The 17,956-nt window shown below is 58.4% G+C and carries 20 protein-coding genes and 5 pseudogenes; 6 read left to right on the forward strand and 19 right to left on the reverse strand.

The window, feature by feature from the left end; all coding sequences use genetic code 11:
• Positions 1 to 13: 13 nt before the first annotated feature.
• Positions 14 to 721, reverse strand: coding sequence for a TetR/AcrR family transcriptional regulator (locus HGP12_RS14815; protein WP_168841798.1), 708 nt, complete (start codon positions 719 to 721; stop codon positions 14 to 16).
• A gap of 289 nt (positions 722 to 1,010) precedes the next feature.
• Here HGP12_RS14815 and HGP12_RS14820 point away from each other — a divergent pair, with 289 nt between their 5' ends.
• On the forward strand, positions 1,011 to 2,222 hold the full coding sequence (locus HGP12_RS14820) for a TIGR03862 family flavoprotein (RefSeq protein ID WP_168841797.1): 1,212 nt from the start codon (positions 1,011 to 1,013) through the stop codon (positions 2,220 to 2,222).
• 122 nt (positions 2,223 to 2,344) lie between these two features.
• Here the strand turns inward: HGP12_RS14820 and HGP12_RS14825 are convergent.
• Together HGP12_RS14825 and HGP12_RS14830 are read right to left on the reverse strand one after the other, a co-directional pair.
• A pseudogene (locus HGP12_RS14825) lies at positions 2,345 to 3,210 on the reverse strand (nucleotidyl transferase AbiEii/AbiGii toxin family protein).
• On the reverse strand, positions 3,203 to 3,793 hold the full coding sequence (locus HGP12_RS14830) for a type IV toxin-antitoxin system AbiEi family antitoxin domain-containing protein (RefSeq protein ID WP_168841849.1): 591 nt from the start codon (positions 3,791 to 3,793) through the stop codon (positions 3,203 to 3,205). Before HGP12_RS14830 ends, HGP12_RS14825 begins: the two are co-directional and overlap by 8 nt.
• Positions 3,794 to 4,355: 562 nt before the next feature.
• Between HGP12_RS14830 and HGP12_RS14835 the strand changes: the two genes are divergently transcribed.
• A complete protein-coding gene (locus HGP12_RS14835) occupies positions 4,356 to 5,009 on the forward strand; it encodes a DUF433 domain-containing protein (protein WP_168841796.1) in 654 nt (217 codons plus the stop codon).
• Between the two features lie 112 nt (positions 5,010 to 5,121).
• Positions 5,122 to 5,424, forward strand: a complete 303-nt coding sequence (locus tag HGP12_RS14840) for a hypothetical protein (RefSeq protein ID WP_246703388.1) — start codon at positions 5,122 to 5,124, stop codon at positions 5,422 to 5,424.
• A 166-nt stretch (positions 5,425 to 5,590) separates the two neighbouring features.
• Here HGP12_RS14840 and HGP12_RS14845 read toward each other — a convergent pair whose 3' ends face one another.
• The 8 genes and pseudogenes from HGP12_RS14845 to HGP12_RS14875 form a co-directional block, all read right to left on the reverse strand.
• Positions 5,591 to 5,926 carry an SDR family oxidoreductase gene (locus HGP12_RS14845; RefSeq protein ID WP_312862896.1) on the reverse strand — a complete coding sequence of 112 codons (336 nt, stop codon included), beginning with the start codon at positions 5,924 to 5,926 and terminating at the stop codon, positions 5,591 to 5,593.
• Positions 5,927 to 5,931: 5 nt separating this feature from the next.
• A complete protein-coding gene (locus HGP12_RS34040) occupies positions 5,932 to 6,045 on the reverse strand; it encodes an SDR family oxidoreductase (RefSeq protein WP_246703420.1) in 114 nt (37 codons plus the stop codon).
• Between the two features lie 3 nt (positions 6,046 to 6,048).
• Positions 6,049 to 6,636, reverse strand: a pseudogene (locus tag HGP12_RS14850) (amidohydrolase); the annotation flags it as partial.
• Positions 6,637 to 6,814: 178 nt separating this feature from the next.
• Entirely contained in the window at positions 6,815 to 7,861 is a 1,047-nt protein-coding gene (gene speB, locus HGP12_RS14855) for an agmatinase (RefSeq protein ID WP_168841795.1), read from the reverse strand.
• Between the two features lie 62 nt (positions 7,862 to 7,923).
• Positions 7,924 to 8,649: an MBL fold metallo-hydrolase gene (locus HGP12_RS14860; protein WP_246703389.1), complete on the reverse strand. Its 726-nt coding sequence runs from the start codon at positions 8,647 to 8,649 to the stop codon at positions 7,924 to 7,926.
• An 8-nt stretch (positions 8,650 to 8,657) separates the two neighbouring features.
• On the reverse strand, positions 8,658 to 9,428 hold the full coding sequence (locus HGP12_RS14865; protein ID WP_168841794.1) for an amino acid ABC transporter ATP-binding protein: 771 nt from the start codon (positions 9,426 to 9,428) through the stop codon (positions 8,658 to 8,660).
• 34 nt (positions 9,429 to 9,462) lie between these two features.
• Complete coding sequence (locus HGP12_RS14870) at positions 9,463 to 10,140, reverse strand: amino acid ABC transporter permease (protein ID WP_168879146.1); 678 nt, start codon at positions 10,138 to 10,140, stop codon at positions 9,463 to 9,465.
• A 15-nt stretch (positions 10,141 to 10,155) separates the two neighbouring features.
• Complete coding sequence (locus HGP12_RS14875; protein WP_246703390.1) at positions 10,156 to 11,010, reverse strand: transporter substrate-binding domain-containing protein; 855 nt, start codon at positions 11,008 to 11,010, stop codon at positions 10,156 to 10,158.
• A gap of 112 nt (positions 11,011 to 11,122) precedes the next feature.
• Here HGP12_RS14875 and HGP12_RS14880 point away from each other — a divergent pair, with 112 nt between their 5' ends.
• Entirely contained in the window at positions 11,123 to 12,070 is a 948-nt protein-coding gene (locus HGP12_RS14880) for a LysR substrate-binding domain-containing protein (RefSeq protein WP_168841792.1), read from the forward strand.
• A gap of 254 nt (positions 12,071 to 12,324) precedes the next feature.
• Here the strand turns inward: HGP12_RS14880 and HGP12_RS34045 are convergent.
• The 3 genes and pseudogenes from HGP12_RS34045 to HGP12_RS34050 all read right to left on the reverse strand — a co-directional run.
• Positions 12,325 to 12,460, reverse strand: a pseudogene (locus HGP12_RS34045) (Lrp/AsnC ligand binding domain-containing protein); the annotation flags it as partial.
• Positions 12,461 to 12,478: 18 nt separating this feature from the next.
• A pseudogene (locus tag HGP12_RS34650) lies at positions 12,479 to 12,634 on the reverse strand (NADP-dependent oxidoreductase); the annotation flags it as partial.
• Between the two features lie 18 nt (positions 12,635 to 12,652).
• Positions 12,653 to 13,015 carry a hypothetical protein gene (locus HGP12_RS34050; RefSeq protein ID WP_246703391.1) on the reverse strand — a complete coding sequence of 121 codons (363 nt, stop codon included), beginning with the start codon at positions 13,013 to 13,015 and terminating at the stop codon, positions 12,653 to 12,655.
• Positions 13,016 to 13,287: 272 nt separating this feature from the next.
• Between HGP12_RS34050 and HGP12_RS14890 the strand changes: the two genes are divergently transcribed.
• Both HGP12_RS14890 and HGP12_RS14895 read left to right on the forward strand, forming a co-directional pair.
• Positions 13,288 to 13,659 carry a hypothetical protein gene (locus HGP12_RS14890; protein ID WP_168841791.1) on the forward strand — a complete coding sequence of 124 codons (372 nt, stop codon included), beginning with the start codon at positions 13,288 to 13,290 and terminating at the stop codon, positions 13,657 to 13,659.
• A 459-nt stretch (positions 13,660 to 14,118) separates the two neighbouring features.
• Positions 14,119 to 14,436, forward strand: a complete 318-nt coding sequence (locus HGP12_RS14895) for a hypothetical protein (RefSeq protein ID WP_168841790.1) — start codon at positions 14,119 to 14,121, stop codon at positions 14,434 to 14,436.
• Between the two features lie 82 nt (positions 14,437 to 14,518).
• Here the strand turns inward: HGP12_RS14895 and HGP12_RS14900 are convergent, their stop codons facing one another.
• From HGP12_RS14900 to HGP12_RS14920, 5 genes and pseudogenes are all read right to left on the reverse strand, one after another.
• On the reverse strand, positions 14,519 to 15,877 hold the full coding sequence (locus HGP12_RS14900; RefSeq protein ID WP_168841789.1) for a YiiX/YebB-like N1pC/P60 family cysteine hydrolase: 1,359 nt from the start codon (positions 15,875 to 15,877) through the stop codon (positions 14,519 to 14,521).
• A complete protein-coding gene (locus HGP12_RS14905; protein WP_168841788.1) occupies positions 15,798 to 16,160 on the reverse strand; it encodes a type II toxin-antitoxin system RelE/ParE family toxin in 363 nt (120 codons plus the stop codon). Before HGP12_RS14905 ends, HGP12_RS14900 begins: the two co-directional genes overlap by 80 nt.
• Before the next feature lie 2 nt (positions 16,161 to 16,162).
• Positions 16,163 to 16,414: a type II toxin-antitoxin system ParD family antitoxin gene (locus tag HGP12_RS14910; RefSeq protein WP_168837993.1), complete on the reverse strand. Its 252-nt coding sequence runs from the start codon at positions 16,412 to 16,414 to the stop codon at positions 16,163 to 16,165.
• 112 nt (positions 16,415 to 16,526) lie between these two features.
• The gene (locus tag HGP12_RS14915) at positions 16,527 to 16,724 is read right to left on the reverse strand and encodes a hypothetical protein (RefSeq protein ID WP_168841787.1); all 198 of its coding nucleotides are present in this window, start codon (positions 16,722 to 16,724) and stop codon (positions 16,527 to 16,529) included.
• 385 nt (positions 16,725 to 17,109) lie between these two features.
• Positions 17,110 to 17,910 (reverse strand): annotated as a pseudogene (locus HGP12_RS14920) (NAD-dependent epimerase/dehydratase family protein); the annotation flags it as partial.
• Positions 17,911 to 17,956: the final 46 nt, after the last annotated feature.

Below are 17,956 nucleotides of genomic sequence, written 5' to 3' on the forward strand. Positions count from 1 at the left end.
CGCCTTAGTAATTCTACGGGCGCAGATAGGCGAAAATGACGTCGACGATATGCTCGCCCCACCGATCGATTTCGCCCTTTTCGGAGAGGTTGCGGCGGAAGATCGTCGAGAGCGTCCAGCGGTTCGTCAGGAAGAACGAGCCGAGTGCCGCAATGCTCATATAGATCTTCACCGGGTCGCAATCGCTGCGGAAGACGCCGGCTGCGGCGCCGCGGTCGAGCAAGCCGGAGATTTCAGCGACAAGCGGCGAATGCAGCTCGAAAATGCGTGCCGAGCGCTTCAGGAAGCGTGCCTTGTGCATGTTTTCCGTGCTGAGAATCCCGAGGAATTCGGGATGATCCAGAAAATACTGCCAGGTGAAAACGACGAGGTCCCGCATGCCGTCCTCGGGCGAACGATGCGAGAGATCGAGCCGCGCCTCCGCCGAGCGGATGGCGATATAGCTGCCCTCCAGAACGGCGACATAGAGCGCATCCTTGCCGCCGAAATAGTGGTAGAGCATTCGCTTGTTGATCTTGGCCCGCTCGGCGATGGAATCGACGCGCGCGCCGCCATAACCGCGCTCGGCAAACTCCTTGGTTGCGGCGGCAAGGATTGCCTTGCTGGTGCGTTCCGCATCCCTGAGGCGGGGCCGTTCCGAAGCTGCGCGCGCGGTCGTTTTTTCTGCATTCGCAAGGTCTTCGCTCTTTGCGCTGCGCTTCACGGTTTTGGCTTCCGACATCGTGGCTCCCGGCGGCATTTCATAGGGCTCATGCGGCCTTTCCTGACGCCGATAAGTAACCGATCATCGCATAAGTTGACAGTCCCTGGCCAATCGAGGGGCATAGTAACCATATGGTTATATCTATTTAAATGCGGACATGGCGGCGAAAGCCGCCGAAAACGAGGGGTTCGCGTTTTCGCCGGAGCCGAGTGGCCCGGCACGCCAAATGAGCCGGAAAGCCGCAACGACCTTGCTTTCGGACCCGGTCCGGCCCAAGAGAGCAATAGGCAAGCGGCACCGGACGACCATGACTGAAAAGCAAATCGCAATCATAGGCGGCGGCCCCGCGGGGTTGATGGCGGCGGAGACCTTGTCCCCGCTCGGCCATCATATCGTGGTCTACGACGGCATGCCGACGGTCGCGCGCAAGTTTCTGCTGGCGGGGAAATCCGGCCTCAACATCACGCATTCGGAAGATTACAGCCGTTTTGCCGACCGCTTCGGCGCAGCTTCGACCCGATTGCGCGCGGCACTCGACGAATTCGGGCCTGATGATGTCAGGACCTGGGCGGAGGGCCTGGGAACGGAAACCTTCGTCGGCTCGTCCGGACGCGTCTTCCCGAAAGTCATGAAGGCATCCCCGCTCCTGCGCGCCTGGCTTACGAGGCTGGAGGCGCGAGGCGTCAGCATCCTGACACGGCATCGCTGGTGCGGCTTCGAGGATAGTGGCCTTGCATTCGAAACGCCGCGGGGACGCGAGGCTGTCCGGCATGACGCCGTTCTGCTCGCGCTCGGCGGTGCGAGCTATGCCCGGCTGGGTTCGGACGCGGCTTGGGTCAGCTGGCTTCGCGACAAGGGGATCGATGTCGCCACCTTCCAGCCGGCCAATTGCGGTTTCGACGTGACCTGGAGCGCGCCGTTCGGCGAACGCTTTGCCGGAGAACCCCTCAAGGCCGTCACGGCAACATCGGAAGCCGGAACCTTGCCCGGCGAGTTCGTCATTTCGAAAACCGGGATCGAGGGCAGCCTCGTTTATGCGCACGGCGCCTCGCTGCGCGATCGTTTGGCGAAAAAGGGGGACGCATCGCTGATTGTCGATCTGGCACCCGGCCGAAACGAGGAGCGTCTGGCGCGCGATCTGGCGCGGCAGGATCCCAAAGCCAGTTTCTCCAATCGTCTGCGCAAGGGTGCCGGCATCGAAGGCGTCAAGGCTGGCCTGCTGCGCGAGCTTGCCGATCCGGCTGCGCTCTCTCATCCAGAAAGACTTGCGCGCCTGATCAAGGCCCTGCCGATTCCGCTGCTGAGGCCAAGGCCGATCGCCGAGGCCATTTCGTCGGCCGGCGGCATCCGTTGGAGTGAACTCGACGAGAGATACATGCTGAAAAAGCTCCCCGGCATGTTCGTTGCCGGCGAGATGATCGATTGGGAAGCGCCGACCGGCGGCTACCTCCTCACCGCCTGTTTTGCGACGGGCCGCGCGGCAGCCAGGGGCCTGGATGCCTGGCTTAAGGGTGGTTGATGCCGGACCTGATTGTGCATTTGGTATATATTTGAAATTCCTGCTAAATTCTTAGAGTCTGGCTCGAGGTCTCAACAATATCCGTAACGCCCTCCACAATCCAACGGTAAAGACCAAGCTGCTCATTTGCCCCGTCTCGCGGCTGCAATGGCATGAGGCATCAGGAGTGCGACGATGTCCGTGACGACATTCATCAATTCACCTGGATTATGAGCAAGGTCTTTAACAAACGCTCGCCATTGCCGCTGCTTTTGCTGATCCCTGGCAAATGCTTCCGTTAAAGCATCCGGTAGTTCCGTTGGGATCGGCGTCTCCGTTCGAAAGTGGCAGCGATTGCCCGCGCCAAGCTGTCATTGCTGGAATCGAACGACCTGCTGAGAATCCAGACGTCGTAGAAATCTTTCATCCAAGTGTTGGTACGCCCCAACGCCACCATCGCCTGAAACTTCTCGGCAATGACGGTTTCCCGCGCATAGCCCCTTAGTCGGGGTATTGGGAAGTCGAGAATGGAAGGGTAGTCCAGTTCTTCGGCGCCAGGCTCCAGTGCATCGCCAAAACCGATGTCGATCGTCAGACTGATCCGGGCGCCGCTGATCGAGGCCGTCGTCCTGAGCCTGAGCCCGCCATACTTCAGTTCCTCGCGAATGCGGTCGACACGAAGTGCATCAGCGTCGAATTCCACACCATCGCCGGCGTCCTGCACCAGAATCTCACGAAACATCGCAAGCATCGGCGCAGCGCTCGGATCGCCAAAGTCCAACAGATCAAGATCGCGCGTGCCGCGATGCGGATCGTCGAACCAGCTCATCATCAGCATCGCGCCCTTCAGCACGAAGCGATCAGCGTGGGGTGAGCGGCTGAGTCGAAAGAACAACCGCTCAAGAGCGAAACGGGTCAGAACCAAGTCGAAGCTCTGGCCACTTGCCTTGGCGAGTTGCAACAGGCGTGCACGCACAGAAGCGCCGATGTTCTTGATCTCTTTAGCCATTGGCGGTCAGCGCCTCAAGGTAAGGCCGGATCACCGTGGTGACGCCGCCGTGCTCGGCCTGTCTTGCAATTTCGCCGGGAGTGGCCTTACGCTGCCGAAGCGCTTCCTGGAGGCCCTCGATTGCCGCCGACAGGCCGATCTTGTTGCGATATCGGAAACAGTCCGCAATTGTTTTGACGATCCCAAAGACCTTTATGGGCACGCCCTCGACGACATGGGTCTCTACGCTTTCATTGAGCAGTGTTTCGGTGAAACGCACGATCCGCACAGGCGTGCTGTCGGATTTCGGAGCCCAGTCCTTCTGACCTATCGCCAGCCACACCTGCTTCGGAAGCTGGTCCGTCAGGCCGTGAAACGCGAGGGCCGACACAAGGCAGACAACGCCCTTGGGTACCCGTTTGGCAGCCTCAGCCAGGCTATGATTGGGGTCGAGCGGCGCGTCGGAGAGCTGATAAAGGCCGCGTGCAAGCCGGCGCACCTCCCCATGCCGCTCCATGCGGCTCATCGTGGCGGCCGTTACGCCGGCGTCGCGCAGCTCCACAAGACGCGCGATGCCACGCACCGTCAGTAGAGCGTGGGCGATTTGGCGTTGAGAGAGATTCGGGCAGTGATACGATAGCTCGGAACTAAGGAGGCATTATCCGAGGATTTGTATCAAAATCCGACGATCAAGGAAGCTCTGGCAAGCGGCGACTTTTCATCGAGCGCCTCTACTATACATTCAATGTGGCGCCTGGAGCCTATCTGGCCAATCGAAGCAAGCATGTTGAAGCGGATTTGAACCCATTGATATCCATCGCATCGGATCGTAGGTTTGGTGCATATGGCATGCTGTAGCGTTGGTTGCGGGGGTACGCAACCATCTCAACTTGCGCCTTCTCTCGACCTACCGACGCATCCTGGAACAGGTTGCCATGGCGGATCATCGCGACCTGTTTCGTGCCGCCGCGTAGAACAACACGCGGCGCCGCTCCGATTTCCCAATTCTAAATTTTCTCCATAGTCCTTCGTCGCATCGTGCACCAAGACCCTACATCTCCCTATGTTTCGAGATGCAGCGGTGCGAATGCCCACGTCAGACCTTGCGATTTCGGGCCTCTGATTATATGTTCCGGTCTATCGGAAGATTTAATCAGGAGGCCTACATGCCCGCTGTCGCGGAAATGCTGAAGGCGACCGAGGCCGCTGTCGTCTCGCGCGTGAGCCTGCGCGACATTAACCGCGTCATTGATGAGCGCATCCTGCCAGATGCCTTCGTGTCGCTCGACAACGGGCGGCATGTTCTCGCTGGCGCATGCTCCTTCATCGCGTTCTACTTCGAGAGCGCCAAGCGCCTCACCTCGGAAGAACGGCTGTTCGCCATTAAGACTGCCGGCCCTCGGCTGACGCGCTCCCGTGCGCTTGCCTGGGCGGCGCTGCTGCGCGAAGACTGGACCGTCCGCGACGAGTTCCTGACCATCGATCTATTGCCCTTCGTGAAGGGTACGAGCGAGCGGCTGGACGATCTGGCCGCGGCGCGCGAAATCGTCTGGACCTCCGACGATATTCTCAGCGGTACGCCGGTCATTCGTGGCACTCGCGTTCCCGTCTACGATGTCTCCGCAGCCGTCGCCGCCGGTCGCCCGATCGAGCGCATCCTTGACGCTTGGCCAAGCCTCGACGCCGAGAAGGTTCGCCTTGCCGCGATCTACGCGGAAGCCAACCCGCTCCGCGGTCGGCCTCGCGTATCCGGAGACCTCCCGGAAGGCTCGACCATCGTCACCGACCGCCGCGTACCTCGCCGTAGGAAGGCGGGATGAAGTTTCTAATCGACGAATGTCTTAGCCCGGAGCTTGCGAAGATCGCAATCGACAAAGACCACGGCGAAACCAGCCATATCGTTTGGCTGGGGCTCGCCGTAAAGACTGGGAGTTGACGCCGATCATCCTTGATGGTGACTGGACCTTCGTAACCAAGAACTCGGTCGACTTCCGGGGGCCAAGGGACAAGCCCGGAACGAAGGGGCAGTATGCCGATGTCGCGATCCATGCCGGCCTGGTCTGCCTCAACGGCCCGCCCGGCATGGATCTCGATATGCAGATCGAACTCTTCGAGCAGGCTCTGATCGAACTCGACGCCGATCCTGATCTGGTGAACCAGGTGCTCGAAATCACGCTAGACGACGATGATGATTTGCACGTGCTTCGCTACGCGCTCCCCGCCGAAGAAAGCTGAGGTGGCAGCATGGCCCTGACGATCGACAGCATGGCGCTACGGCTTCCCCGGTGCGATGTACCCGGTTGCAGTATCTCGAAGAGGAACTGCTTCGCCGCTACGACCGTGGCATCGTTTCGTTCGGCGTCCGCGCCACATGTCCGTTGGTGTGGAGCCATTATGGCGATCAGCACAACGGGATTTGTGCCGCGACGTGAACCACGGTCCGCACGCATAGATGGTCGTTCAGCAGCATCGTCAGAGCCCCCCCGAGGCCGCCGTCGACGGCGATCTCGGCCCCGAGCATGTAGCTCGAGTTGTCGCTCGCGAGGAAGGCGACCGCGACGGCGATTTCCTCGGGTTTGCCCATCCGGCCGGCCGGCACTTTTGAGCCGACCTTATCGGCGTAGACCCGGAATTCCTCCTCGGTCTGGCCCGGTGCGCGGTGGATCGGCGTCTCGATCGGCCCGGGGCTGACGGCATTGACACGGATTTTCCGATCGGTGAACTCGGCCGCCAGCACTCGGGTCAAGGACCGCACGCGGCCTTCGACGCCGACAAAGCCGCGCGGCCAGGCGTGCCGACCTGGCCGAGCCAGGAGGTGTTGAGGATGATCGAGCCGCCATTGGACATGATCGGCAAGACAGCGCCATGCCCTCCAAGTCCCCTGATCGTCAGGGTGACTGCGTCGATGGAGGCTGCGATGGGCCAGGCCTCGAAGAGAAAACGCCCGCTGTCAGACCCGGCCAGTTATGCAGCGCAAAGATTTCATCGCAAGGGAGCCGATCGAGGAGGCCATCGTCGATCATCAGTTGAGCGCCGCCAAAATTCTCTTCCGCCGGTTGGAATATGAAATGCACGGTTCCGGAAAAATCGTGTGTGTGACAGCAACCAGGCCGCACCCAGGAGCATTGCGGCATGGCCATCATGGCCGCAAGCGTGCATAACGCCGGAATGCCCGCTGGCATAGGGCAGTTTCGTTTCTTCCATGATTGGGAGTACGTCAAAGTCCGCGCGCAGTCCAATTGAGCGATTTCCGGCGCCGCGGCGCAACGACGCGACCAATCCAGTCTTTCCAAGGTATCGAGTGATCTGAAACCCCCAACCCTCGAGCTTTGCGGCAATGAAATCAGAGGTCTCATGCTCTTCCAGGCCTATTTCCGGAATGCTATGCAAGTGCTGGCGGATGTCGCGCAGCTCGGGCAGGAACCCGCCTAAGTCTATCTCCTGCATAATCCTCAACCTCCTGCCAGTTCAGTAGGACTGACCAGATCTTCGCCGCGCGGATTCTGGCAATCGTTCTCTTCCATCCCGTGTGAAGCGACGAAAATCTCACGTTCATCAGAGCGCGCGCTTTGACGACCTCGCTGCTAACGATGACAAGCCGCGACGGGCGCTTTTGAATACCTCTTCAAAACTCGCTCTTCGCATGCACCATCAGGCATAAGATGGTGAACAGCATTTGCGCAGCGATCTGGGCAGTGTTTGTCGTTGCGTCGTATTGAGGAGCCACCTCGACGACGTCAGCGCCCACCACGTTAAGCCCCTTGAGGCCACGCAAAAGCTCGAGAACCTCGCGCGGCATCAATCCCCCAACCTCCGGTGTGCCGGTGCCAGGTGCGAATCCCGGATCGATGCTGTCGATGTCGAAGGAAATATAGGTTGGGCCAGTACCAACGATCTGGCGAGCGCGAGCGATGAGGGCCTCCATGCCGATACCTTCGATTTCCTCGGCATGAATAACGGTCATCCCGCTTTCGTAGGAGAACTCCCAGAGATACTCCGCACCGCCACGAATCCCGATCTGGATTGTGCGATCAGGATCAAGGACGCCATCGAGAACGGCAAGCCGAAACGGACCGCCATGCTGAAACTTCGCGCCTTCGTAAGGGCCCGCGGTATCGCAGTGGGCATCGATGTGGATCATTCCTACCGGCTGTTTTTCGCCAACGGCCTTGAGTATTGAGGACGTGATGGAATGGTCGCCTCCGACCGAAAGCGGTCGAACGCCAGCCGCGACTAGCCTCTTGTAAAACTGTTCGATATCGTGGTGGCATTGGGCAAGATCGTACCTGCTTTGCATCGGAACATCGCCTATGTCGGCGATATTTCTTATTCCGAACGGAGCGCATTTGAGGACGTGGTCATATGGCCCGATGCGTTCGACTGTTCGAAGGGCGCGAGGACCAAATCGACTGCCATTGCGGTTCGTCACGCCGAGATCCATCGGAACGCCCAAGAGCGCAATATCCAGACCGCCAAAATCGGCAAGATCCTGGAACTCCGGACGGCATGGAGCGTCCAGCAAGGTCGGGATCCCAGCGAATGGCCACTTTCGTTTGTCGCCAGTTGTAAACTGTGATCGTGCGACGGCGGCAAATTCCGTGTCGAAAATGTCGCCGCCTGACGCGTTCGCGTATCTTTCCCGAAGGCGTGCCAGTTTTTCCGGACTATTCATGGAACTTCTCCCTTTTGATTTGGAAGCCAATTGCCGGCATTCGAACCATTCCTGATGAGAGGCTACCGAGCCATCTTTCTCTGGTAGTTTTCGGCAACATGATGCATGCGTTCACGCGACATCGGTGCTCCGTGTCCACCAAAGACGATGGAAACATCAAGCTCTTGTAGTCTGCTCATTGTGTCGAGGTACTCGTCGATATTGCAGCCCGGCAGATCATCGACGAGGGTGCCGTCGTAGATGGCGTCACCGGAGAAGAGAATACCATTGCTTTCATCGAGCAATCCGATCGAGCCGGGCGAATGACCCGGCAGGTGAAGGACGCGATATGAAGCGCTGCCGGTGTCGATGACCAAACCTTCGGTAACGACATCTGTTAGCGGCGCGACGGCTAGCCCGAAATCTGCTGGATCCCACGCACTCGTGGGCAAACGTGAGACACACTCAGACTGGGTTCGGAAATAGTGAGCCAACGTTGCCATGTCTGGCATCGTCGAGAAGGCGCCCTCCTCGGCCGCGTGGCCGAAGCGGTGGTCGAATTCATGGAATGAACCGACATGGTCGACATGTACGTGTGTTGCAACAGCCAATATCGGCTTGCTTGCGTCGATATCCAGAAACTTGCCCAGTGATTGGAGGCCCATGCCGAAATCGATAACGAGATCCGCATCTTCACCTTTCACGTGATAAATATTGGCACGGAAAAAGCGATGGACGCTCGGCTCGCTGACGCGGACGACGTGCTCCGAGAGTTGCTCTGCTTCGAACCAGGGCGACGGGTTCATCATTGTCACCCTTAATGCAGAAGATTGCTGAGAAAGCGCTTTGTGCGCTCGTGCGACGGTGATGAAAAAAGGGTGTCGGGTTCGTTCCGCTCGACAATTTTTCCTTCGTCCATGAAGACAACTTCGCTTGCAACCTGTCGGGCAAACCCCATCTCATGCGTGACGCAGATCATTGTCATTCCGTCATCGGCAAGGCGAACCATCGTATCGAGGACTTCCTTCACCATCTCAGGATCAAGAGCTGAGGTTGGTTCATCGAAGAGCATGATGCTGGGGTTCATGCAAAGCGCGCGCGCTATCGCGACGCGCTGTTGCTGGCCACCGGAAAGCTGTCCCGGGTAAGACCCAGACTTCTCGGGTATTTTCACCCGCTCCAGAAACGCCATCGCAATCGCCTCCGCTTCCTTGCGCGTTCGCTTGCGCACCCAGCGTTGCGCCAAAGTGCAGTTCTCGAGGACTGTCAAATGCGGAAAGAGATTGAAATGCTGGAAGACCATTCCGACATCGCCTCGAATCCGATCTATTCGGCCGGTCTGTTCAGTGAGTTCCACGCCATTGACGGAAATCAAACCTCGCTGATGGGCTTCGAGCCGGTTGACGCATCTGATCAGCGTTGACTTTCCAGACCCGGACGGTCCGCAGATAACGACCCTTGAGCCGCGCGGCACGTCCAGCGAAACGCCATGAAGGACCTGAAAGTGCCCATACCATTTGTCGACCTCGACAAGGCGCACGGCCGGCCCTTCGGAGGCACGCCCGACTAACGAGAGATTACGGGACATATCGTTCCCCAGTTCGAGTTTGAACAAGCTGCGATCAGCGATGGCCACGCGAAAGTCGCCGCTCGACCTTAATCTGCACGACCGTGAGAACTGAAACCATTGCCATGTAGTAGACGAGCGCTGCCCCGTACCATTCGAGAAAACGGAAACTCGTGGCGATCGCGAACTGCGTTACGGTCATAAGTTCTTTGAGCGAAATCACAGTCGCAAGCGAGGTCGACTTCAGCAGCGAAATGAACTCATTGACCAATGCGGGAACCGCGATGCGCATTGCCTGGGGTAGCGTCACGAGGAAAAAGATCTGCCCCCGATGGAATCCGAGCGCTTCCGCTCCCTCACGTTGGCCGCGGCCGACAGCGGCAAAGGCGCTACGTAGGATCTCGGTAAGATAAGCAACCTCGATCAGGGTGAGAGCAAGAAATGCTGCGACAAACGGGCTGAACCAGGCAGCCCGGAAGACTTGCGAAAGCTGAGGAAGCCCATTCCAGATGAACAGCAAAATTAGCAAGGCCGGAGCGCCACGGAACAGCCAAATGTAGGATGCGATCGACCAGCGGGCCAGCTTCTTTTTTGAGCCTGCCGCCAATCCGAAGAAGGAGCCAATCACAAGCGACACCGCCATGACGAGGATTGACAACACCAAGGTTAGCATGGCCCCTTTCGCCAGAGGCCAGCCGAACAGAGCAGTGACGAATAAGTCGAAGTCGAACATCGGCTTGGCCGCTCATCAGTCGTGAGAAACGGCGGTTGAGTTCTCAGGCAGGCTCCACTTCGCCAAGAACGCCTTCATCTGGCCGCTCGCCTGCAGCGACTCTAAGGCTGCCTTCACCATTTGTCGGTTCTGCGGGTTCTTTCGCATGTAGATGCCGTAAGTCTCGCTTTCGTCGTAAGTATAAGCAATTTTCAAGCGATCGGGCATCTGCATCATGCGGAAGGCTGCAGTGGTGTCCTGTGTAATGGTGGAGGCCGCGCGGCCCACCAGAATCTGCTGGATGACGCCTGACGCCGACGGGTAGGTCTGCATCGTCACAGGATCTTTGCCACTTGCCGCGAGTTTCTTGTTGAGATCGGAAATTACCGTCTCGTAGGTGGTGCCCGCCTCGATCGCCATGACCTTCCCGCTCATGTCGTCAGTAGACTTCGTCGCGTCGTCCGTTTTTGGCACTACGAGAACGACATGCGAGCCGAAATAGGGAACACCATCATACTTCTCCAGCCTCGCAGGCGTGATCATGATGCCGCTTGCGACGAGATCGCACCGCATGGAATCCAGAGACGGAAGCAGCCCCTTGAAATCACCGATGACGTATTCTGCCTTTGCGTCCCATTCCCTCGCGATCGCATCGACGACGTCGATTTCGAACCCGACCAGATTTGTGTCACCGGGATTTTGATAATACTGCATCGGCGGAAAATCGCCGGCGGTGCATACACGCACAACACCGTTCGAGACAAAGTCCGGTTTTTGATCGGCGCCGTAGGATTGGCCGGCGTATCCCGACGCAGCTGTAGCCAAAAGCGAGAAAAGTGCCTTTTTCATAAGTCTGTTCATTTCTGCGTTCCCTTTATTTTTATCGTCCATAGGAGACGCCTTCTATTGCTACAGAGAATACTCATGTAGACAAGCTACTTGTTTTGCGCATTCTGATGTAGAAAAACTAAACGATGCGCGTCCTGCTCTTGAAGGAACATTGATGTCTCTCCCCCCTCTCAACGCGCTGCGCGTCTTCGAATGTGTCGCTCGTTTGGGCCATCTGGGCGCTGCCGCGGCCGAGCTGCATGTCACGCCCGGCGCGGTCAGTCAGCAGATCAAGTCGCTGCAGCTGTCTCTCGGTGTGGAGCTGTTCGAGAAGCGTGGCCGGAGGCTGGCGCTGACGGAATATGGCTCGATCTTGCAGCGATCAGCTCGCAAAGCGATGGAAGCAATATCAAGAGGCGTCCAGGAGGTGGCCGCGGAAAAGTCCGCCAATTTGGGAAAAGGTGCACTTACTATCTCTATGCCGCAGGTTCACGGCGTGACGTGGCTGGCCACTCGCCTGTTCAAGTTCATGGAAGAAAGCCGCAACATGACCCTGAACGTCGTGACCGCGAGCCGCTTTGCGGCCGTCGATTGGCGGAAGGCTGATGTGGCAATCGTCTACGGAATGCCGCCATGGGCCGGATTCTGGTCGCATCTGCTGCACGGTATCCGGATGACTCCGGTGTGCAGTCCCCAGCTCCTGCGTGGTCCCCATGCTGTCCGCGAGATGAGCGATCTCGCCTATCACCGGCTCCTTCACGAGGATGATGGTCTTCAATGGCGACGATATCAGGCCGCCGCCGGGATCGAGTATGCCGGATTTTCGGATGTCTATTTTGACGATTTCGGGATCGTGCTTCAGGCGGCACGAGACGGTTACGGCATCGCGTTGAGCGATGAAATTGTTTCCCAGCGTGACTTGGACGAGGGCCGATTGGTGCAGCCACTAGCGCTCACCGTGCCTGCCATGCATAACTATTATTGTGTTTGTCCTGAATCAACCCGGGAACGTGCAGAGGTTGCTTATTTCATCGATTGGCTTCTTGCTGAAGCAACATTGGCGACGGATAGCTCGCGACGTGGCCAGTCCTGGCCAATGCACCAAGCCAATGATGTCACTTAAATGAGTTTGCGGGCTGATTAGCAACCTCGCAAGCGCCTCTTACGATCAGACTGATGACTTCGAGCATTCTTGCGGCTGCCGCAGCGACACTTGCCGCGGGGACGTCAGGCGGCGGACCGCTGCGACGGGAATTATTATGCGACACATGCTGTGGCGGCGTTCCTGCGACTATGGAACGCCGAATACCTCAACTGGCAGCATAAGCGATCATTTGCAAAGGCCGCAATGCTTCCCACCACAGCGGCCTTCACCCACCCCATCTTGATCCAGTCCATGGCGAAGAGGGTGCGAAAGCGTTTGACGTTGTTGTTGCCGAAGAACAGGCGGCGCCTCCTAATCGGCCATGGAGGGCACGACGATAACGAGTATGAAGTCGGCATCGCCGGTCACAGGCAACGTTCCTGTTTCTCAGTGCTTCAGAACGACTTTACCGGGGGCTCCCGCCGCAACCACCTCCTGAGCGACGCCAATCTCATCCAGGGTGAAGGTATGCGAAATCGGGATCACCAGCAAACCGCTGACGGCAGCGGCCAGTACGGCGTCGAGCGTCGCCGCGTCGGTGCGGTCGCCCTTTGGGCCTTGCTAAAGTTGCATCCTGTAACCGGGAACTTCTGCGAAACGCATGCCCGCCGCATTCTCTTTATCGAAAAGATGAACTGGCTCACCGCTACTGAGGTCAATAATACGGTAGGCACCATTGGCGTTGAGATAGACATGGTGCCCAATCAGCCGGAGGGCGGTTCCCCCGTTGCCATAAGGTCGGGAACTGGGCGCATCCAACGCCGGAATCGTCCAGGATGTCCCGTACCTGTCAACGGCCTGCACTTGTTGCACGGCGTTGAAAATTGCGTTCCACGCCTCGCCTTGCGAACCGGCAGGCGCATTCTGGCTCAAGGCTTCCAACACGCGCTGCAACTGTCCTTGCCTCTGTTTATCTCGTCTCATATCCCACCTCTCAGCTCATTCGTTTCGTAGAGCGTAGGATTTAAGAAAAAGTTGTAAGATTCCGATTGTTTCTATCTGTAGATGAAAACGACATGTGTTGCGCCAAAACATTATGGCCCTCGGAAGATCGACACACCTTGCAGCCATTGCAAAGATAAAGCCTCGAATGGGCTATCGCGTGCAATCTCGCCCTGGAGCGCACCGGAAAGCGCGCAAGGATCGATCACCGCACATTGGAAGCCCAAAGGAACGAGGCATTGGCGCGGAGCGATATGGCGCGCGCGCTGGAACTGAACCGGATGCCGGAAATTCACGTCGGGCCGAAGGCACGCCAGATTGTCCGCAATGGACAAAACCCCGTCAGTCAGATACGCGAGGCTAACGCTTATCGCCAACGCACCCCCGCCACTTCGGAGGCTAAAGCCCAACGACGGCGACGTGACTATCCCTCCTATGACAAGGGCATGCGGCTATCCTGGCTGGAGCAGATCGTCGCCGGCAACAATACCCAGCTCAAGCGGGATCTTGTCGCCATCAATCGACGGTTCGACCGCATGAACCGCAAACTCGACTACTGGCAGCGCCGCACCGCATTCAAGGCTGAAGGTGCGATCAAGGGGCCGAAGTTCCGTTTTAATCGCTGAAAGGTTGCCCGGGAAGACAAGCAGCGCCGGGATGAAGCCGCGCGCAAGGTAGCCCATGCGCGCAAGCGATTGGAGCAGATTGCGCAGATACTCAAGGAACTGGAACGTGCCGCTACCGGGGCCAACCGTCGCTACGAGCACGGCTTGATCCGGGCCAAAGAGGTTGAGCGTTGGGTACGGCGGATGCGCCACGGTGACCGCGCAGCTTCGCGGAGGCGCGACCGATAGCACCCCTGAGCACGCAATCGAGGCCCTGCACTAGCGGGCCTGCTATCCCTAAATCCACGCCCGCAAGGGCGTTCCTTTCCGGCGGATTGCCACAAGCCTGTGGCTGCCGGAGCACCTATGTCGCGAAGCGATGTATAAGTGCGCTCTTACCTTGCTGTCTCTCCCGGTCCCCGTAGCCTTGTGGTTTTGCCGCTTTGCTGTGTTTCTCCCTCCCGTCGCCAGGATGTCTCTATGTCACACTCTTCCTTCGCCGTTCGCCTCGTCGGCAATCTCGCCGCGCTCGCTGGTTTCATCCTCCTCGTGGGATGGGGCGTAGACTATGCCGCCGGATGGCTCGGCTATCGGTCGCATGCCTCCTGCACGCTGCTGCACCCCGTAGTCACCGTCGCCTACGAGATCGAGGTTCTCATGACCTGCATCGGGGTCATCATGTGGGTGGCCTCGTTCGGGAAAAGCCAGAGCGGTCTAACGCTCGCGATCGGCGGCTTCCTGCTCTTTGCATTGCCGCTCGTGCTACCGCGCTATCTTGGCGTGGTCTGTCTATTGTAGGACAAAGCGGATCGCGACCGCGCTTCGCGCGGTTTGCAGGGGGAAACCCCCTGCACCCCCGTGCCCGATCGCGTCCATCCGTTCAGGTTATGGAAATATAGGATTCGCCACCATCTCTTCGGATGTCGAGGCAGTCATCGCAAAGCCGAAGAGTGCCGGGGCCACCTAACGGACGCTCATCCGCCTCCAGGGCGTAATCAGCCGCAGGTTCATCTCCGCAAACCGAACACACGGCTTCACTCCCCTCTTGCTCGACAACGTACCGCGTCATCATTGCTTGAGGCGGGTCCCATTGTTGCAGGGAGGCAAACCATTCGGGTGTATGCGGCGTTAGTGGTGGGCTCTCGGGAGGCAAAGCATAGCCATTCTCATGAAGCCACGCCTTAGCGACCCGCACCCTCTGATTATGCAATGTCGCCAGATGATCATAGAGGCTCGCCATCAGCTTGAAATAAAGGTGGTCATGCTGATGGGCGAAAAGCCGATATCCGGCGCGGTTTATGATGTAGCGGTTTGGCGTTGCCTCATCCGCAACGACACTTTGGCAATAGGCGGAGATTTGATCGGCCGGACCCTCGCGCATTACGTCCAGGTCATAAATCCAAGGATTCTTCTCCTGCTCGATCTTCCAGAGCACGAGATAGCCGGAATCCGCCACCAAACGGCAAATGTAGTCGTCATCTTCGGGATGCTCGATGAGATGGCCATCGAGATCATCGAAGGTTTGAATGTTGGGATTCTTCTTGCGCGCGCCGTTGAGAATGGCGTTGATCGCATCTCTCATGATTTGAGTGCCATCGGGCCTCGCCTCCGACGCAGCCATTTCCTCCGCTGTCACGGGAACCGTGGAGTCCGCGACCGACACCAGAAATGGGCTGCTTTTGAGATCACCGGGCGAACAAAAGTTCGCATCGGAAACAAGGGGAATCCCAGCATGAGAGAAGGCTTGGGCCACGAGGCGTGAACAGAATTGCTTTCGGGTCGGCGGGCGCGTCCCTTTGAGCTTCGTTCTCATCGCCTCTGTTTTGGAATATTGAGTGCCGACATGCCCGCGCATGAACATGAGAACGTCGTCGAGTTGCGGCTTGGAGAGACCACCGCGCAATCGCAAGATATGGACGGGATGGGCATCCTTATAAAAAAGCCGCTGCGTATTCCGAGCCTGCACCCCCTCGGCCGTCGCATCGATAACCGAGTAGCCTTCAACGCAAACCATGGCATGCGAGATATCGCTACCGGTGGCAAAACGAATGCCTTTGCTGACCTTCGCGGCGGACGTTGTGAGGATGATATCGCCGGGCCTGAGAACCGCATCATTAATCCGCTTCAGGGCCCTGCCCTCGTTTTCGGAATCGCTAGCCCTATGCCTTGAAAGGCTCCGCTTTCTCTGAAAGCGCCGCCAAGTCCTCGGCAAGACGCACGGGCACATCCGTGCGCTCATGCAAAATGCTCATCACACCGAGATCGCCGTTATCTAGTTCGCGGAAGAAGACATAGTGATGCTCGTAGCGGCTGAAATACGCCTCGCGCTTCACATCGGCGGGAACAGCAAGACGTTGCGGAAGCTTCCGCCAGATTGCCTTTTCCTCGCATAACCGCTGCAAATGCGTATGCAGGCCGGTGATGTAGGTCACCGCCTGTTTCTCACCCCACTTCTCAACGGTATCCCGCCAAATCTTGTCCTGCGCCGCGTCGGCGCGCGGATAAAAGCGATACGCCACCATGATCAGCGGCGCTTATTGCGGCGGATAACATCTTCGGCGGAAACGGCGACAAACTCGCTGTCATCCGCGCGCATGGCCGGTGCAAGCTCCTTTTGGAGCGAGTCCCATGCCTCATCACGGGTTTGCAGGTCGCGACGGATCAAGGCACGAATGTATTCGCTGGCGTTCTCGTAGAGGCCATCGTCGCCAATCTGCTGCTGGATGTGGTCTTGCAGCGCACCGCTGACCTTCACATGAATGCTACCCGACGCCATCGGAGATATCCTTTCGTTATACCTTAATTCTGGGATGCGTAGCATATATTGTCAATATTCTTTACAACGAGAAGGTGCTGCATCACGGCGATGCAGCACCTTCGGAGACGCACTAGGCGTCGTCCCGTTCGGCTTTCGGCTTGCGGATGGTCAGGCGCCCGGTGAGCGGCAGGGCCGTGAGCGTGATGTTGATGCCTTCGCCGTCGCTATGGGTCCATCCGACTCCCACTTTGAGCCAGTGCGTCTTGTCGCCCTCACCTTCCACAACGTACACGGCGTAGTCGGGTTTGCTCTTTTGGGTCGGTTTCATGATCGATTCTCCCGTTGGTTATCCGGCTGCGCCTATCGCGGCCGGTCGGGGGATTTTTGCGACCGCGTTTCTGAGCCGAAGGCGCACGCAGGCAACGGCAACACGGGAGCGTAGCGAATGGAGCGGGCAGCCGATTGCCGGCGGCAGAAACCGGGCGCCTACCCCGACCGTTCCGGCCGTGTAGCGCAGTTGGCAACGGAGAATGGTTGAAACTTGCAAAGGATCACACGACGGCTTTTCTGTCGATTTGTGGGGATGAGGCAACAAACGCCACCCTCACAAGATTGAGAAGTGGCGAAACACCGATGACGTTGAGAAAATTTGGTTGCGGGAGCAGGATTTGAACCTGCGGCCTTCAGGTTATGAGCCTAAACGCCTTAACCTGTCAGTCAATCTGGCCCTTCTCCATCAGCCAGGTGACCGATTCCTGAACGGCCTGCAGCGACGTATAGCGAGGCCTGTAACCAAGCAGTCGCTCGGCCTTGGCAATCGAGCAATTCGGACTTCGGGCGATATGCTCCCATGTCGCCTGCGCATCTTCCGGCGCCTGGCCTTCCGCCCATCTCTCATAGGGCAGGAACTCCAGCTTCGGCTCATGTCCGAACCAGCGCGACATGGCCTCGGCGTAGCCTCTCAGCGTCAGCGCCCCGCCTGAAACCGCATGAAAAGCCTCGCCGGTCGAAACGCGCCAATTGGCGATCGCGCCCATGAACATTTGCGCGACGTCATCCGCATGGACATGATGAACCGTCTCCAGGCCGAAATTCGGAAGTACCAGCGTTTCGCCGCGCGCCAATGTCGAGAATGCCGACGGATTGAAATGCCCGGCCGGATTGAGGGGTGCCCAGCCCGGACCGACGATGTGGCCGGGATGGATCAGGGTTGCGGGAAATCCTCTGCGGCGCGCCTCCTCGAGCAAATATGCCTCGATGGCTGCTTTCTGGGTGCCATAGTCTCCGAACGGCTGCTTCGGCGCCTCCTCCGGTGTCGGAACGACGGTTGCAAAGCCATGCGTCCAGATCGTGCCCGTATGCAGGAAATGGCCGACATGACCGACAAGCGTCTCCGTCAGGTGCCTTGCGCTGTCGAGCGTGAAGCAGATCATGTCGATGACGATATCCGGCTTCAATGCGCCGATGGCCGGACCGAAGCTGCCATCCTTCTCCATGGCGGCGCGATCCATCACCAGCATCTCGGCCTCGTTCCAGGCCTTTAAATTCACCGCACATCGC

Source organism: Rhizobium sp. P28RR-XV, from assembly GCF_012641385.1.
GTDB lineage: Bacteria > Pseudomonadota > Alphaproteobacteria > Rhizobiales > Rhizobiaceae > Rhizobium.

What these genes read in the sequence shown, in the direction of transcription:
- HGP12_RS14815 (WP_168841798.1), bottom strand. Translation starts at nt 721, where the DNA reads ATGTCGGAAGCCAAAACCGTGAAGCGCAGCGCAAAGAGCGAAGACCTT.
- HGP12_RS14820 (WP_168841797.1), top strand. Translation starts at nt 1,011, where the DNA reads ATGACTGAAAAGCAAATCGCAATCATAGGCGGCGGCCCCGCGGGGTTG.
- HGP12_RS14835 (WP_168841796.1), top strand. Translation starts at nt 4,356, where the DNA reads ATGCCCGCTGTCGCGGAAATGCTGAAGGCGACCGAGGCCGCTGTCGTC.
- speB (WP_168841795.1), bottom strand. Translation starts at nt 7,861, where the DNA reads ATGAATAGTCCGGAAAAACTGGCACGCCTTCGGGAAAGATACGCGAAC.
- HGP12_RS14860 (WP_246703389.1), bottom strand. Translation starts at nt 8,649, where the DNA reads ATGATGAACCCGTCGCCCTGGTTCGAAGCAGAGCAACTCTCGGAGCAC.
- HGP12_RS14865 (WP_168841794.1), bottom strand. Translation starts at nt 9,428, where the DNA reads ATGTCCCGTAATCTCTCGTTAGTCGGGCGTGCCTCCGAAGGGCCGGCC.
- HGP12_RS14870 (WP_168879146.1), bottom strand. Translation starts at nt 10,140, where the DNA reads ATGTTCGACTTCGACTTATTCGTCACTGCTCTGTTCGGCTGGCCTCTG.
- HGP12_RS14875 (WP_246703390.1), bottom strand. Translation starts at nt 11,010, where the DNA reads ATGGACGATAAAAATAAAGGGAACGCAGAAATGAACAGACTTATGAAA.
- HGP12_RS14880 (WP_168841792.1), top strand. Translation starts at nt 11,123, where the DNA reads ATGTCTCTCCCCCCTCTCAACGCGCTGCGCGTCTTCGAATGTGTCGCT.
- HGP12_RS34050 (WP_246703391.1), bottom strand. Translation starts at nt 13,015, where the DNA reads ATGAGACGAGATAAACAGAGGCAAGGACAGTTGCAGCGCGTGTTGGAA.
- HGP12_RS14890 (WP_168841791.1), top strand. Translation starts at nt 13,288, where the DNA reads ATGGCGCGCGCGCTGGAACTGAACCGGATGCCGGAAATTCACGTCGGG.
- HGP12_RS14895 (WP_168841790.1), top strand. Translation starts at nt 14,119, where the DNA reads ATGTCACACTCTTCCTTCGCCGTTCGCCTCGTCGGCAATCTCGCCGCG.
- HGP12_RS14900 (WP_168841789.1), bottom strand. Translation starts at nt 15,877, where the DNA reads ATGAGCGCACGGATGTGCCCGTGCGTCTTGCCGAGGACTTGGCGGCGC.
- HGP12_RS14905 (WP_168841788.1), bottom strand. Translation starts at nt 16,160, where the DNA reads ATGGTGGCGTATCGCTTTTATCCGCGCGCCGACGCGGCGCAGGACAAG.
- HGP12_RS14910 (WP_168837993.1), bottom strand. Translation starts at nt 16,414, where the DNA reads ATGGCGTCGGGTAGCATTCATGTGAAGGTCAGCGGTGCGCTGCAAGAC.
- HGP12_RS14915 (WP_168841787.1), bottom strand. Translation starts at nt 16,724, where the DNA reads ATGAAACCGACCCAAAAGAGCAAACCCGACTACGCCGTGTACGTTGTG.